We start from the raw sequence: 15,203 nt of genomic DNA on the forward strand, positions 1-15,203 counted from the left end.
GTGGGCGGCCGCTGTCGGACGACGGCCGGTGGCCTTCGGGCTGCTCGCGGTGATCGTGATGGTCACCCTCGCCGTCCCCGCACTCGGCATGCGCACCTGGCCGCAGGACTCCGGCGCCCAGTCGACCGAGCTCACCACGCGACGCGCGCACGACATCCTGGTCGACGAGTACGGTCCCGGCGCCAACTCGCAGATCCTGATCGTCGCACCGACCGACACGGTCAGTGGCGCCGAGCTGGCCTCGGCGACAGCACGTATCACATCCATTCCGGGCGTGGCCGCGGTGTCGGCGCCGGCGATCTCCCCAGACGGTGAACTGGCCGTCATCTCCGTCACCTCGGCCTACGATCCGGCTGCGGACGGTACGCCGGAGATGCTCGCCGCAGTGCGTTCGGCCCTTCCCCAGGGCGCGATACTGACCGGTGCGACAACGTATTTCAGTGACATCTCGGACAAACTCCAGGAACGTCTGTGGGTGGTCATCGGGTTCGTCGTCGCGGCGTCGGTGCTGGCGCTGATGGTTCTCTTCCGGTCGATCGCGGTGCCGATCAAGGCAGCGTTGATGAACCTTCTCTCGGTGGTCGCCGCATACGGAGTCATCACCGCGGTGTTCCAATGGGGTTGGGGTATGCAACTTTTCGGCCTCGACCACACCGTCGCCGTGTCGAGCTGGGTGCCGATCCTCATCTTCGCGATTCTCTTCGGACTCTCGATGGACTACGAGGTCTTCCTGCTCTCCCGAATCCGGGAGGACTGGCTGGCAACCGGCGACGCCAAGGGCAGCGTGGTGCGCGGACTCGCCCGGACCGGACGCGTCATCACCAGCGCGGCGGCAATCATGGTCGCGGTGTTCCTGAGCTTCGCCACCGAAGCCGATGTGGTCCTCAAGATGCTCGGACTCGGCATGGCCACCGCCGTGCTGCTCGACGCGACGCTCATCCGCATGGTCCTGGTGCCCGCGACTATGACGCTCCTGGGCCGGTTCAACTGGTGGCTGCCGGGCTGGCTGGACCGAATCCTCCCGAACGTCGACGTCGAAGGTCATGGCCATCCGACGCCGTCCGTCGAACAGCAGACCGTGCGGCCGACCGCGACTGAAGATCCCGACGGCGAACTGCAACCGGTCTGAGTGACCACTGCGCCGTCAGCACCCCTGACCGGGTGCTGTCGGCGCAGGTCACGGGCCGCTGCGCTGCGGCTCAAGTCGCCCTCAAGTGGGCCACAAGCGACCACGCGCATGGTTGACCCAGCAACCCGAACACCCACCGATCACGCACAGAGAAAGCCACCACGATGACCACCTCCGCCCGCCCCCTCGCCTACGCGTCGCACATCGAGACCACGGACGAGACCTACCCCGTCCAGTTGCGTCTGCCCGGGCAGGCCGCAGCGCCGGAAGGCCCGATCGACCCGTTCATGATGTACGTCGTGCACCACGCCTTCCGTCGGGATCTGGCCGATTTCGCGGCGTGCGCACCACGCACCCCGGTAGACGACCTCGACACCTGGGGAGCGCTCGCCGAGCGCTGGGCGATGTTCAGCGAGATGCTGCACCACCATCACACCGGTGAGGACGAAACGCTGTGGCCGCTGCTCTTGGGCCGGAGTTCCGACGCCGAGCAGGTGGTGCTGTACGCCATGGAAGCCGAACACGAGGTCATCGACCCTCTGCTGGCACTGTGCACCGCCGGGTTCCTGCGGATGGCCACCGACGACCCCGAATTCGGAGGCGACGAGGGCGTCCGAGCCGAACTGTCGGATGCACTCGCCCGGACTCGTGACGTGCTGTCTGCGCACCTCGCACACGAGGAGGGCGAGGCCATCGCCATCGTGCAGCGACACATGACACCCGCCGAGTGGAGTGCCTTCGAGGACAAGATGGGCGAGGGTTCGTCGCTACGGGACACGTTCCAGATGGCACCGTTCATGGTGAAGGGACTCAGCGCCGCCGATCGCGCATCCGTGTTCGCCCGAGTGCCGGCGATCTTGAAACTGATTGTGCGACTGGGTGAACCCAGCTTCCGACGTCGCGAACGCCGCGCGTTCTTCTACGATCCTCGGTGAACGAGGCGAACATGAAGTGCTCAAGACGACAGCCGAGCGCCTCCCCCTCCCCCCGCTCCCTGAGGTGCGAGCGGAGCGAGCCTCGAAGGGCTGGTGAGACGACGGTGTCATCTCGCCCGGCCTTCGAGGCTCCTCGCTAGCGCTCGTCACACCTCAGGCAGCGGATGGCAACTCCTCGCACGCGGGCAGCGGATGGCACCCTCCCGACAAGGCGCGCACCAGTCCTCAGCCGGCGAGCGCACGTCCGATCACGAGTCGCTGAATCTGGTTGGTGCCCTCGAAGATCTGGGTGATCTTGGCCTCGCGCATGTACCGCTCCACGGGGAAGTCGCGAGTGTATCCGTAGCCGCCGAAGACCTGCACCGCGTCGGTCGTCACCTTCATTGCCGCGTCGGTGGCGACGAGTTTGGCTGTTGCGGCGGCGCGCGAGTACTGCATTCCAGCGTCTCTGCGGCGGGCTGCGTCGAGGTAGGTCGCCCGCGCAGAATCCACCGCCGCCGCCATGTCGGCCAGCACGAAGGACAGCCCCTGGTGGTCGATGATCTTGCGACCGAACGTTGTTCGCTCTTGGGCATACTCGACCGCCGCGTCGAGCGCCGCCTGCGCAAGACCGGTCGCGACGGCAGCAATGCCCAGACGCCCGGAGTCCAACGCGGAGAACGCGATCGGTAGCCCCTGACCCTCGGAGCCGATCAGTCGGTCGGAGTCGATCAGCGCGTCGTCGTAGTTGGCCGCGGTCGTCGGCACAGCGTGCAGACCCATCTTGTCCTCGGGCTTGCCGAAGCTGAGCCCTGCCGTGTCGCGTGCAACCAAGAAGCACGAAATCCCTTTGGACCCTTCGCCTGTGCGGGCAAAGAGGTTGTACACGTCGGCGATCCCGCCATGAGTGATCCACGCCTTGGACCCGTTGATTCGGTATCCGTCCTCGACGGCGGTGGCTCGGCAATTGAGTGCTGCCGCATCCGATCCGGCCTGTGGCTCCGACAAACTGTAAGCACCCACCAGCCGGCCGTTCAGCAGATCGGGCAGCCAGCGTTGCTTCTGCTCGTCGGTACCGAAGTTCATCAGTGGGTGACACGCCAAACCGTGCACACTCACCGCGACGGCGACGGCTGCCCATCGGGCACCCAGTTCCTCGAGTACCTGCAGGTACACCTCATAGGGTTGACCGCCGCCATCCCACTCCACCGGGTATGGCAACCCGAGCAGGCCGGCGGCACCCAGTTCGGCGAACAAGCCGTCAGGGTAGGTCTGTGCCTTCTCGTGATCGTCGACGATCGGCGCCATCCGCTTGTCGGCGACGTCGCGAACCAGCGCGATCAGGTCACGTGCCTCGTCGCTGGGAAGCAGTCGTTCGACCGGCATTGATACCTCCAACAAGAAACTGAAATAGTACTCAAGTACTGTCTACAGTACTATGAGGTCGCCGGGCAACCGAAAGGACAGGGGGTATCCAATGACGTCCTCCGCATTCGCGACTCGTCGTCGTGCGGCGCTGTTCGACGCGATGGTCACACTCTTCCTGCGCGACGGCTTCGCTCATCTGGCCATATCCGACATCGCGGCGCAGTTGCGCTGCTCCAAATCGACGCTCTATACCCTCGCCGACAGCAAGGAACAGCTCGCGACCATGGCGGTGACCCACTTCTTTCGCGAAGCGACGACTGAGGTCGAGCAGCGCGTGGCTGCCGTCGACAATCCCCGCGAGCGCGTCATCACGTACCTACTTGCGGTCGGGGATGCGCTCGCACCTGCGTCGGCCGCGTTCATGCGGGATCTGGACGCGTTCGCGCCGACGCGGGCGCTGTACGAGATGAACACCGAGGCGGCAGCTCGACGCGTGGGTGAACTGATCGCCGACGGTGCGGCCGCAGGCGTTTTCCGCGATGTCGACCCCGTCTTTGCCGCCGATCTCGCAGCGTCGATGATGACGCGCATCCAGCGCGGCGAGGTCGCGACGGCGACCGGGCTCGACCACGCCGCCGCGTACCGCCAACTCGCGTCGATCCTCACTGCGGGGATCGACGCGGACTGACCCACCCCGCCGGCTGGGTGCGAGAGCCCCCTCCCGACGGGTGAGGCGCCGCCCTGAGGAGCGAACTTGCGAGCGTCTCGAAGGGTGCGGGCTTCGCCCTGGTGAGATGACATCGCAAGCGCACCTGGGCCTTCGAGGCTCTCGGCTAGCGCCTCGAGCACCTCAGGCAGCGGAAAACGGGCTAGCGCCTCGAGCACCTCAGGCAGCGGTACCTGGGTCAATGGCCGGCGCGCTCGAGGTGGGTGACGCCCTGATGGTCGATCCACCATCCCACGCGCGACTCGATCACAGAATCGTTGCGGCGCAACGTCACCCACAACTCGTCGTGCACTCGCACCTCACCGTGTCGCACCTCGACACCCCGCTGAGCGGCAAACCGCACCGCCTCGGGATGCGACCACGTCACGGCATCACCCGGATCCCGGATCTCGGCGGCGAAAGCCTCCGATGCGAGCGGCAAGTCCAGCACGACGCCGAGTGTCTCGGCGTCTGCAGCCTCGGCCGCTGTTCCGGCCAAGACCACAGATTCTCCCGAAACCATCTGCAGCAGATACGGTTTGTCGAGAACAACCGCGTCGGCGACCGCCGTTGCAGCCAGTGTGCGCACCCGGTCGGGCAGGTCGATGTCGGCTGGGTCGATCACCCCGGACCGACACGCGCCGACGATCGACGCGTGGACCGACACCGCGACACCGGCACTCACCTCGCGGTCGGGGTCGCCGAGGCGGTCGAGGAGTCGCGACGCCTCCGCCGCGGACGCGGGCGGAAGTTCGGCGAGCGCGCCGGCGACGGCGTCGGCCTGTGGGTGATCGAGCGGATCCAGAACCCCGACGAGAGTCTCGTCGGAGGGCGCACGGTAATCGCCGAGCGGGTGGCCGTCGATGATCGCGCACCGCCGCAACCACCACGCCGTGTACCCGTCTCGATCACCCAGCAGCTCGACGATCTCCTCGTCGTCGGCGAGCAGCGTCAACGCCGCCGCCCAGCGCTGCTCATCGACGAGGTCCAGATCACCTACCGCAGAGAGGCTTTCCGGCAGCTCGGTCAGCGAATCCCACCACAACTCCTCGTCGGGAAGGTCGTGGTCGGGGGCGGTGGGGAGTTCGTCGGAGACCACAAGGAATCCCCAGCCCACCCCGACCCTGCGCAACGTCGACGCACCGTGGCGCTGCGTCAGCTCGCGATCCACCACCCCGAAGGGATGGTCGTCGACGAGGACGGCTCCGAGAGGACTGTCGGGCAATAGCAGTTCGTCGGCAGGGCGCCACTCACCATCGGCGTCGGGCAGCGGCAGTTGCGCAAGCCAAGCCGGAAGGGCGGCGTCGGGATCGGCCGCGACCAGCGCGAGTACTTCGTCCGCGAGCCCGCCGTCGGAGTCGAGGTCCGCGTCCTCGATCAGCTGCCGCAGAGCGGGATCCGACAACGCCTGTTCGACGGTCAGTTCTTGGGCACCCATACGTTCGACGAGTGGGTGACGCGCTTGCCGATCGACCATCGGCAGCCATCGCGCCGCGCCGGTGATCCGATCGGAGACAAACAAACCGCGCGCACCGACCGCCATTCGCCCGTCTGACCGCGGAACCGGCAGCGCGGCAATCTCTTCCACCTCACGGCCGGTACCCACCAGCGGGGCGAGCGCCGCATACAGGCGCTGCCACCACTGCGACGGACGCTCGACGCCCGTCAGCCGATCGGCCAGTCCGGCCAACCCCAGTTCGACGACGCCGAGCCGACCCAGCACCGATGTGCTTCCCGCGTCGGAGATGTCGGGGTGGACGAGGTCGCCGAACAGGTCGCCGAGCACGTCGGCGAGTTCGGCGGTGAGTCCGACCAGTACGACTGATCTCGATGGAACCAGATCGGCACCATCGGCGGCAGGCAACCACGACGTTCGACGCAGGTCCGCGAGCACCGCGTCGATGAGGCGCGCATCGTCGCGGTTACGCGCGAGGTGCGGCTCGGGTACCAGCCGCAGTCGGCGGCGCGGCCCGAAGAGTCTGATCAGATCGGCGTAACCCACAGCCGCAGAGGCGATATCGGCACTCGGGTGCAGGTTACGGCGGTCCGGAGTGAGTGGTAGGTCCGCAATCAGCCGGCACGGCAAACTCAGTTCGATACCCGTCGGGGTGGGCGCCCGCAGAACGTCATGCCCCGCAACGGTTGGGCCGTCGACCGGGGCGAGCCAACGGGTCGTACCGGTCGCAACCTGCAGCCAGGCCGCCGACTGCACGCCGTCCCGGGTCGGGGCGATGCGGGTCACGACCGCCCCGTCCGACGACAACTCGGGCAGACGGTGCCGATCTACCCCGAACTCCACTTCCCCCACCGAGATTCGCTGCAGAGAAGGCAGTTCCAGAAGCAAGTCGGACGCCTCGCTGATCATCGGCGCGACGAGGTTGTCCGAACCGTCGCGGAGGTAGAGGACAACTTCGGTATCGAATCCCTTGCGCGGCCGAACATCCGACGGCCACGGCAATCGAAGGAGAGGAACCTCCACCGAATCGGCCAGCCGCGCTCCGGCTTCACGAATGACCTCCTCGGTCAGCGCACGGTCGAAGACCACCGACCCGGTCGTCGACCGCATCTCGACCCGGTCGGCCACCACCGCGGTCGCCGTGAAACCCACCCCGAATCGGCCGACCTGTCTCGAATTCCCTTCCGCCACTGCGGTTGTCGGCTACGCGGACACCCGCAACGCCGACAACGACCGCACTCCTTCGACGGTCAGCGGCGCCCCGGTGTTGGCGACGTGCAGTTCGCGTCCGGACAGCCACACCGCCAACTCTCCCGGCTCACCGGCGACCGCGGCCGCGTCCGCGGCGTTGGCCGCGAGTTCGGTCAGGAGTCGGTCGCGGTATCCGACCGTCACCAGATCGGTCTCGGCCGCGATGTCTTCGGCGAGTCGCGTCGGAGACGACCGCCAGGATTCCAGGGTTGCCGCGCGCACGGCGGCGGTGTCGAACGGGTCCGGCGCGGCGGCGGGGTTCAACCGGTCGGCAGGCTCTGCGCCGCGGCGACGATCTCGAGCGCGCCGTCGTCGTAGGCGTCGTAGGCAGGCGATCCCTCGCCGCCCTTGGGTGGCGGCACGTCCGAATGCGCCCCACATCCGTATTCCGCGGAGACCACCCGGCCGTCGGCGGCGTACTCGTTTGCACAGGCACCGAAGGCGGCGTGCAGCGCGCCACTCAGCGGAATGTAGAAGCCGCAACTGCAGCACGAGAACTGCGCAGCTCGCGCCATCTCCGACGCCGGGCCGAAATCACCGTCGTACCAACGCTGTGCGGCGTCGTCGCGGCCATCGCGGCTCAGCAGGCGCCGACGGCCCAGTCCGATCTCGCCGTCGACCTGCCCGACCTCGTCCGGGTCGGGCTCGTCGGAGGAGAACCGGAATTCGTCGCCGGTGTCGATCTGATTGGGCACCAAACGCGGGTCGTCGGGTTCGGCGGCCAACAGGTCGCCGGCCGCGAGGTCTCCCGTGCTGATGCGGTCGGCCCACGGCAACCAGGCCGGGGCGAGCAGCGCCCCGTCACCCGGCAGCAACACGAGCTCGCTCACCGTGATCTCGTCGGTGCCCGGCGCGCCCGCTAGCACCACACACCACTGCCATCCGCGGTAGCCGGCGAGGTCGGCGTCGAAGTAGTGAGCGGCCGCCCAGTCACCTTCGGCCACGCTTCGACGATGCGGTCCCGGGTGCTGACCGTCGTCGATCAGCGCATCACGGGCGACATCAACGGCGTCCAACAGCCGGGGCGAGGTGTCGCCGATTCGATCGATGTCACTGGGTTCGCTCACCTCTCCAGTGTGCAACACCATGCGGGTGTCGTACACGGGCGGCCCGCTTCAAGCGGGCAGGGCCCCGGATGAGGAAGAATCGAGGAGTGCACCGACCGAGTTCCCGACAACATGACGAGGGGCGCGGGGCCCCCGGCGGTCCGGCGAACCCCCAGTACCGGCCGGCCGATGATCCTCGCCGTGCCCAGCCGCAGTATTACGGCCCCGACAACGGCAGAAGCGATCGCCCCCGAGCCGATCCCCGCGCCGATCACCCTGGTACGGCCAACTATCCGGCGCAGGAAACCACTCGTCGAGCGCGGCGCCCGGCGCCCGGTTTTGGTCCGCCGACGCCCGGCGGCCCCGGACGCCCCGCTCCCGGCCCACGCGGGCAGAACGCCTACCTGCCGCCACCGACCCACAATCCCCACCTGCCACCGCTGGACGAGCAGGATGCCACCGACCAATTGAATGACGGCAGGTCCGGCACCCGTGCGATGCCGACCTCCCCGGACAACGTCCGGATGCCCAAGAAGCTCACCGTGGTGCGCGTGGCGGCGTTGCGCGGACGCGAACTGACCGGTCGCGGCATCGACAAGATCCAGCGGGCCGCGACCGCCGACGGCGCCGACCAGTCGGGGCTCACCGCGCTGACGCTCCCGGTGATCGCGAACTTCGCGGTCGACGCGGCGATGGCCGTGGCCCTGGCGAACACGCTCTTCTTCGCTGCCGCGTCCGGTGAGTCCAAGGTCAGCGTCGGGCTCTATCTGGCGCTGACGATCGCGCCCTTCGCGTTGATCGCGCCGTTGATCGGGCCGCTGCTCGACCGGTTGCAGCGAGGACGACGCATCGCGATGGCGACGACCTTCGGGCTGCGCGTCGTGCTTGCCCTGCTGATCATGGCCAACGTCAGCTGGGACGAGGCCGCCGGGCAACTCAACTACGACCCCTGGGTCCTCTACCCGTGCGCACTGGGTCTGCTGGTGCTGTCGAAATCGTTCGGGGTGCTCAAATCCGCGGTCACGCCACGCGTGGTCCCGCCGACCATCGACCTGCCGCGAGTGAATTCACGCCTGACGATGTTCGGTCTGGTCGGCGGCACCATCATCGGCGGTGCGATCGCGGCCCTGATCGAGGTGGTCCTCGCCAAGGCATTGCCGTTCCATCTCCCCGGCGCGATGCTGTGGCTGGCGATCGTCGCGGCCGCCGGCGCCTACCTGTGCATGCGCATCCCGTCCTGGGTCGAGGTCACCGAGGGCGAGATCCCGACGACCTTCACCTATCACGGCGAACCCGCACGCTCGACGGTCCCCGAGCACGAGAGTGTGCTGGGCAGCGCCAAGGACGGTGCCAAGGGACTCGCCGCCAAGATGCGGCAACCGCTGGGCCGCAAGGTCGTCGCCGGCTTGTGGGGCAACGGCACCATCCGCATCCTGACCGGATTCCTCACCCTGTTCATCGCGTTCTACGCCAAGGCGCAGCAGACGGCAAACCCCGACGAGGGCGGGCTCACCCAGCTGCTCCTGATCGGCGCGGTCGGTGCGGCGGCGGGTGTGGGAAACGCGATCGGCAACGGTGTCGGCACTCGGCTGGAGTTGAAGAACCCGCCGATGATCGTGGTGTGGTCGACCGCGGCGTGCTTCGTCGTCGCAGTGCTCGCCGCGATCTTCGGCAATGTGCCCGCCGCGTGCCTGGCCGCGCTGGTCGCGTCCGGCACCAGCGCGATCGGCAAGGTATGCCTCGACTCGTCCATCCAGGACGACCTGCCCGACGAGTCGCGCGCGTCGGCATTCGGCCGGTCCGAAACCGTCCTCCAGTTGTCGTGGGTGTTCGGCGCCTCGCTGGGAGTACTGCTGCCGCCGTATCTGTGGCTCGGGTTCACCGTCGTGTCGGTGCTGCTCGGGATCGGGCTGTTGCAGACGATCATGACGATGCGCGGGTCGTCGCTGGTGCCGGGGCTCGGCGGCCGCCGACCGGATCACGCGATGCCGACGATGGCCTTCGCCGCGGCCAACACCGAACGGGTGCGCGCACATCCGCGCACCGAGCGCGCCTCCGGACCCGGTGCCGCACCGACCCGGCCGCACCCCAGTGCGCCGGGGACCCACCCCCGCGCGAACCACGGCGAATACCGCTGAGACCATTTGAGCGTTATGAATCTGAGCAGTGGTGAGAAGAAGGCCGTCTCGATCATCGCCGCGGTAGCGGTCGCGTTCGTCGCGGTCGTCGGGGTGTCGGTGTTCCTCCTGGTGCGTGACGCACCCGAGGAGCACGTGCCGTATCTGCACCTGAGCGTCGATGGCGATCTCCACCAAATCGAACCGGTGCGTTGGTGCGACATCTTCGTCCGGCACTGCGACCCGCCGCTCTCCGCGCCCCAGTCGCCGACCCCACAGGTCGCGGTGCCGATCGGTTCGACGGCCGCGTTGTCGGTGTCTGGCGACATCGCGGAGGGCCCCTGGGCGCTAACCCGCCTGTATTCGACGCCGAAGGGTCTCATCGAGGACGAGGGCACCTTTCAATCCGGCACGACCTTCACGGTGATGCTGCGATCACAGGCGGACCGGGTGCTGATCGGTCTGACGGTCAATCTGCCGTCGGCACTCGTCGGGCCCGACGGCACGATCGACACCGCGCGTGGCACCTTCGCCATCGACACCAAGCCGCAGGACTACGTCATCCCGCAGGTCTGAAAAGCGGCGGTCCGATCGCAGTCACCGTGCCCACAAAAAGTAGGGGAAGAAACTTCTTCCCCGGGCCTTGGAGTCCTCCCCCAGAAATTTCCCGCGGACGACTACGAACCCCGGGGAAGAAGTTTCTTCCCCTAGATTTTGCGGCAGGACGCCGACGTATCTCCCCAGTTCACAGCGTCGCTCACCGAACGCTTCGAGTCAGTGCTCGAGTTCGCGGGCGACCGCGCGTACCACTTCGGAGATCCGCTGCGCCGTCTTGCGGTCGGGGTAGCGGCCCTTGCGCAGGTCCGGTTGCACCTTGGCTTCGAGCAGGGTGATCAGATCGGCGACCATGCCGTGCAGTTCGTCGGGACTGTGCCGCTTGGTCTCCTTGCGCACTGCCTCTCGCGTGTTCTTGGCGACGCTCGGCGCCGGCTCGAGAACCTTCACGCTGAGCGCCTGCGGCCCACGCCGTCCCGCAGCCATGCCGAATTCGACACGCTGGCCCGGTTTGAGGCCCTCGACACCCTCGGGCAACGCCGAGGAGCGGACGTAGACGTCCTCGCCCTCGTCCTGCGCGAGGAATCCGAAGCCCTTGTCCGCGTCGTACCACTTCACCTTGCCGGTCGGCACCGTGCTCACCTTCATCTGATCGGATCTGTCACAACAAAAGACGCCGTCACCCATCCTCACAAGAACAAGCTCGGACCGATGAGCAAGGCGTCTGGTTTGTCCATGGTAGCCAACCGGAGATCGGGCCGTCACGGGCATTACCGGTGCGCGTACCGCTCGGCGTCGGATCGCGGTTGCAGTGCATTACCGTGAAGGTATGCAACGTGCTGGATCACCACGCCTGGTCGCGATCGCCGGGGTGGTTTTCGTCATCGGCGTGCTGGCCGTCGTGGCCCTGTTCGTGACACCTCTGGTGGCCGACGGATCCACGGCACCCACCGCCGTCTACCTGCTGACGATGTGCGCACCGCTCGGTTTTGTCCTCGGCCTGGTGGCCGCGCTGCGTTCCGGGCGAAGGGTGAGGTGAGACCGTGACCGTCACACAGCACATCGGCCCGGATCTGGCGCCCGCGTCGGACGCCGCCGCCCTACGCGCCGCCTACAGTTGTTTCCCCTCCGGTGTGGTCGCGGTGTGCGCGCAGGACCCGGCCGACGCAGATTCGCGCGAACTGATCGGAATGGCCGCGAGCTCGTTCACCACGGTGTCGCTCGATCCACCGCTCGTCTCGGTCTGTGTGCAGAACACGTCGAGCACGTGGCCGCGGTTGCGCGGGGCACACGCGGTGGGGGTCAGCGTCTTTGCCGGCGACCAGTCGCTGCTGTGCCGTCAGCTCGCCGGCGCCGCCGAACATCGCTTCGACGGGATCACCCCGCTGCTCGCCGACAACGGCGCCGTCTTCGTACCGGACGCGGCCGCCCACTTGTCCTGCACCATCCACAACGAGATCCAGGCGGGCGACCACACCGTCGTCCTGCTCGAGATCGAGACCCTGCGAGCCGACCCGACCGTCGAGCCACTTGTGTTCCACGCCAGCACTTTCCGCGCGCTGGAAGCCCGTAGAGGCGACTGATGACCGCGGTCGCGCTGGGGTTACCTACGCGTCGGGTGGCGCAGCCCGCGACGTGGAACCCGCGCGAGCCCGCCCCGGTCGACGGCCCGCTCGTGGACACATTCGGCCGCGTGGCTCGTGATCTGCGGGTGTCGGTTACCGACCGGTGCAACCTGCGGTGCACCTACTGCATGCCCGCCGAGGGTCTGGACTGGATGGATACCGCCGACGTCCTGACCACCGAGGAGATGGTGCGCATCCTCACCGTCGCCGTGCGCGACCTCGGGATCGAGCGGATCCGATTCACCGGCGGTGAGCCGCTGCTGCGCCGCGACCTCGAAGAGATCATCGCGCGGGTCGCCGGGTTGCCGCAGCGACCCGAGATCGCGATGACCACCAACGGGCTCGGGCTGACCCGGCGCGCCCAAGGACTCGTCGACGCCGGACTGAGCCGTATCAACGTCTCCCTCGACACCGTCGATGCGCAGCGCTTCGCCGAGATCACCCGGCGCGACCGGCTCGACGACGTCCTCGCCGGCCTGGCCGCCGCGCACGCCGCCGGACTCGACCCGGTGAAGGTGAACGCGGTGCTCGCCGACCACACCGATCTCGCCCGGTTGCCCGACCTGCTCGAGTACTGCCTGCGCCACGGCTACGAGCTACGCATCATCGAGCAGATGCCGCTCGACGCCGACCACGCCTGGGTCCGTGGACAAATGGTGACGGCCGACGAGATCCTCGCCACGCTGAGGGGCACGTTCGACCTGCACGACGACCCGGCGCCCCGCGGCAGCGCACCGGCGGCCACGTGGATCGTCGGGGGCCGGCGGACCGCCTCGGGAAAACCGGCCCGGGTCGGCGTGATCGCGTCGGTGACGCGGCCGTTCTGTGGGGATTGTGACCGGACTCGCCTCACCGCGGACGGGTCTCTGCGCAACTGCCTGTTCGCCGAGACCGAGACCGATCTGCGCTCCGCACTGCGGACGCTCGCGGACCACGAGATCGATGCAGCGATCGCCGACAGCTGGCGTGCCAACGCCTGGGCCAAGGCCGCCGGGCACTCGGTCAACACCGCCGGCTTCCGCCAGCCGTCGCGGCCGATGTCGGCGATCGGCGGTTGATCGCCCGATGCGCCTGACCGTCCGCTACTTCGCTGCCGCGCGCGCGGCGTCGGGGACCGAGCACGACGTCGTCGAGATCGACGCCGACGCCACGCTCGGCGATCTGGAGCGGTTGCTCGCGGCCGAGAAGCCTTCTCTCGCTCCGGTACTGCAGCGCTGCTCCTATCTGCGCGACGAGGTCGCACTGTGTGACCGTGCTCGACGATTGGGCACGTGCGAAGTCATCGACGTCCTCCCCCCGTTTGCCGGTGGCTGAGGCCACATTTGCGGTGTGACCTTGCTCACATAACGGTAGGGTAACGAGTAGGACACGAGACGACCACTAGCGCCGTGAACTGCAATGACACCAAATTTGGGCCGAAAGTCCGGAATTCGACACCGAATTCAGCTTTCACGAGACGTGTGATTCGACCGAATGAACGACGTACTGTACGAGACGACCGCCCACGGGGGGTCACGACAAAGCAAACAGAACGATAACGTCCCGTCGGCCGCGCCGAGCCTCGCTCCGCTGACGAGACGGACCAAGAACCAGATTTCTAGGAGCGAGGACGGGGGACCCACCCTCATCCCCTGAGACCGGGCATCCACGCGGATGTCCTTGGGGTTAAGTCCCCGGGGCAGCAGTCAGGCCCCGGGACCGAGCAGCCTCTCGCTCGAACCCGACAGCTGACTTCGTAGGCGCGTGGAGAGAGGAATTCGATTCATGTCCGGACGTCATCGCAAGCAGACGACCAACACGACCACCAAGACTCTCGCCAAGGTCGCTCTCACCGGAGCGGTTCTGGGCGGTGGCGCCGCACTCATGGGCACCGGTTCGGCCAGCGCGGCCACCGACGCCGAGTGGAACCAGGTCGCCCAGTGCGAGTCGGGCGGCAACTGGGCCATCAACACCGGCAACGGCTACCACGGCGGCCTGCAGTTCAGCCCGGGCACCTGGGCCGGCCACGGCGGAACCCAGTTCGCGCCGACCGCCGATCAGGCCACCCGCGAAGAGCAGATCGTCGTCGCCGAGCGTGTGCTCGCCGGCCAGGGCAAGGGCGCATGGCCGAGCTGCGGTGGCCCGCTGTCGGGTCCGACCCCGCGCACCGCGCCGACCGACACCCCGAACCTCAACGCGCCGAAGCCGAAGCCCAAGACCCCGGAGTTCAACCTCTCCAGCGCGCCCGACGCGAAGACCACCGGCGATGTCGCCAACCAGGTCGACAGCTCGCTCGACGCCGCCAACGTGCGCCCCGAGGTCAAGCAGATGTGGGCCGCCGCCAAGGGCACCGGCGTCCAGCTGAGCCCCGAGCAGATCAAGCTGTTCAACCAGAACAAGCACCTGATTCCGGTGCCCTGATCGTCTGACGATCCGCCCACCCGGGCCCCTTGTCGAAGGGCCCCGCACGATGACTGATCCGTGCGGGGCCCTTTTCCATTTCTCACCGACGGTCGCGGGGTGGCGACGAAGCTCCTCGCGAGCCCGAAAAAGTAGGGGAAGAAACTTCCTCCCCTGGTCTTGGAGTCCTCCCCCAGAAAATTCTCGCGGACGACTACGAACCTCGGGGAAGAAGTTCTTCCCCTAGATTTTGCGAGCACGACCAGACGCATTTCCCCAGTTCAGCGGGTGTCGGGCGACTCGCCTTCGAGTCAGCGTCCCTCCGTCGGCGTTGCCGACGATCGTGGAGGCGGGAAGGGTTGGCGGCCGGTGGCCAGGATCGGGCCCCTGACGGTGGTCCTCCGGGTATATCCCAGAAGCGGACGCTGACGGGCCCGATCTCAGTCACCGATTGCCGGTCGCCGCGTTCCGCCGACGGCGACGCCAGGAACATGCGCCCACAAAAGTCGGGGAAGAAACTTCGTCCCCGACCCTTGGTGTCTTCCCCCAGAAATAGAAAATTTGGCTCTTCTGTCATGGATGTGGGTGGGTGTGGGTGTGGTATGGGAGTTCGAGGGTGACCGGTCCGCAGGCGAGCAGGATCATGGCGAGTGCGTT

Annotated in this window: 15 protein-coding genes and 1 riboswitch; of the genes, 10 read left to right on the plus strand and 5 right to left on the minus strand. The window is 67.5% G+C overall.

The genetic code is table 11. The features are described 5' to 3' along the window. Positions 1-1,129, plus strand: a 1,129-nt coding sequence (locus tag ABZW74_RS21600; RefSeq protein ID WP_355279244.1) for an MMPL family transporter, incomplete at its 5' end; no start/stop codon positions are given. A gap of 164 nt (positions 1,130-1,293) precedes the next feature. Next, on the plus strand, positions 1,294-2,064 hold the full coding sequence (locus ABZW74_RS21605) for a hemerythrin domain-containing protein (RefSeq protein WP_355279246.1): 771 nt from the start codon (positions 1,294-1,296) through the stop codon (positions 2,062-2,064). A 225-nt stretch (positions 2,065-2,289) separates the two neighbouring features. On the opposite strand, the gene ABZW74_RS21610 is transcribed toward ABZW74_RS21605, so the two are convergent. Beyond that, positions 2,290-3,429 (minus strand): acyl-CoA dehydrogenase family protein, encoded by a 1,140-nt coding sequence (locus tag ABZW74_RS21610; RefSeq protein WP_240857686.1) that lies wholly within the window; start codon positions 3,427-3,429, stop codon positions 2,290-2,292. Positions 3,430-3,520: 91 nt separating this feature from the next. On the opposite strand from ABZW74_RS21610, the gene ABZW74_RS21615 reads away from it, so the two are divergent. After that, the gene (locus ABZW74_RS21615) at positions 3,521-4,099 is read left to right on the plus strand and encodes a TetR/AcrR family transcriptional regulator (protein WP_355279250.1); all 579 of its coding nucleotides are present in this window, start codon (positions 3,521-3,523) and stop codon (positions 4,097-4,099) included. Between the two features lie 217 nt (positions 4,100-4,316). Here ABZW74_RS21615 and ABZW74_RS21620 read toward each other — a convergent pair whose 3' ends face one another. Genes ABZW74_RS21620 through ABZW74_RS21630 form a run of 3 tightly spaced genes read right to left on the minus strand, consistent with a single transcriptional unit; the run spans position 4,317 to position 7,927 of the window. Beyond that, positions 4,317-6,764, minus strand: a complete 2,448-nt coding sequence (locus ABZW74_RS21620) for a hypothetical protein (RefSeq protein ID WP_355279252.1) — start codon at positions 6,762-6,764, stop codon at positions 4,317-4,319. A gap of 12 nt (positions 6,765-6,776) precedes the next feature. Next, entirely contained in the window at positions 6,777-7,088 is a 312-nt protein-coding gene (locus tag ABZW74_RS21625; RefSeq protein WP_355279254.1) for a hypothetical protein, read from the minus strand. Next, positions 7,085-7,927, minus strand: a complete 843-nt coding sequence (locus ABZW74_RS21630; protein ID WP_355279257.1) for a DUF3027 domain-containing protein — start codon at positions 7,925-7,927, stop codon at positions 7,085-7,087. The genes ABZW74_RS21625 and ABZW74_RS21630 overlap by 4 nt, the downstream gene beginning before the upstream one ends. A 50-nt stretch (positions 7,928-7,977) precedes the next feature. On the opposite strand from ABZW74_RS21630, the gene ABZW74_RS21635 reads away from it, so the two are divergent. After that, positions 7,978-10,008, plus strand: a complete 2,031-nt coding sequence (locus tag ABZW74_RS21635; RefSeq protein WP_240857690.1) for an MFS transporter — start codon at positions 7,978-7,980, stop codon at positions 10,006-10,008. A gap of 15 nt (positions 10,009-10,023) precedes the next feature. Next, positions 10,024-10,563, plus strand: a complete 540-nt coding sequence (locus tag ABZW74_RS21640; protein WP_240857691.1) for a DUF2771 family protein — start codon at positions 10,024-10,026, stop codon at positions 10,561-10,563. Between the two features lie 198 nt (positions 10,564-10,761). Here the strand turns inward: ABZW74_RS21640 and ABZW74_RS21645 are convergent, their stop codons facing one another. Next, a complete protein-coding gene (locus ABZW74_RS21645; protein ID WP_240857692.1) occupies positions 10,762-11,175 on the minus strand; it encodes a cold-shock protein in 414 nt (137 codons plus the stop codon). A 196-nt stretch (positions 11,176-11,371) separates the two neighbouring features. Here ABZW74_RS21645 and ABZW74_RS21650 point away from each other — a divergent pair, with 196 nt between their 5' ends. From ABZW74_RS21650 to ABZW74_RS21670, 5 genes are all read left to right on the plus strand, one after another. Next, positions 11,372-11,581 carry a hypothetical protein gene (locus ABZW74_RS21650; protein WP_240857693.1) on the plus strand — a complete coding sequence of 70 codons (210 nt, stop codon included), beginning with the start codon at positions 11,372-11,374 and terminating at the stop codon, positions 11,579-11,581. A 4-nt stretch (positions 11,582-11,585) separates the two neighbouring features. Next, on the plus strand, positions 11,586-12,125 hold the full coding sequence (locus ABZW74_RS21655) for a flavin reductase family protein (protein WP_240857694.1): 540 nt from the start codon (positions 11,586-11,588) through the stop codon (positions 12,123-12,125). Then, positions 12,125-13,225 carry a GTP 3',8-cyclase MoaA gene (moaA, locus tag ABZW74_RS21660; RefSeq protein WP_355279262.1) on the plus strand — a complete coding sequence of 367 codons (1,101 nt, stop codon included), beginning with the start codon at positions 12,125-12,127 and terminating at the stop codon, positions 13,223-13,225. The genes ABZW74_RS21655 and moaA overlap by 1 nt, the downstream gene beginning before the upstream one ends. 7 nt (positions 13,226-13,232) lie before the next feature. Then, positions 13,233-13,481: a MoaD/ThiS family protein gene (locus ABZW74_RS21665; protein ID WP_240857696.1), complete on the plus strand. Its 249-nt coding sequence runs from the start codon at positions 13,233-13,235 to the stop codon at positions 13,479-13,481. 263 nt (positions 13,482-13,744) lie between these two features. Continuing rightward, positions 13,745-13,925, plus strand: a riboswitch (cyclic di-AMP (ydaO/yuaA leader). Positions 13,926-13,931: 6 nt separating this feature from the next. Beyond that, complete coding sequence (locus ABZW74_RS21670) at positions 13,932-14,567, plus strand: transglycosylase family protein (protein ID WP_355279264.1); 636 nt, start codon at positions 13,932-13,934, stop codon at positions 14,565-14,567. Positions 14,568-15,203 lie beyond the last annotated feature (636 nt).

Source organism: Gordonia sp. NPDC003585, assembly GCF_040610755.1.
Classification (GTDB): Bacteria; Actinomycetota; Actinomycetes; order Mycobacteriales; family Mycobacteriaceae; genus Gordonia.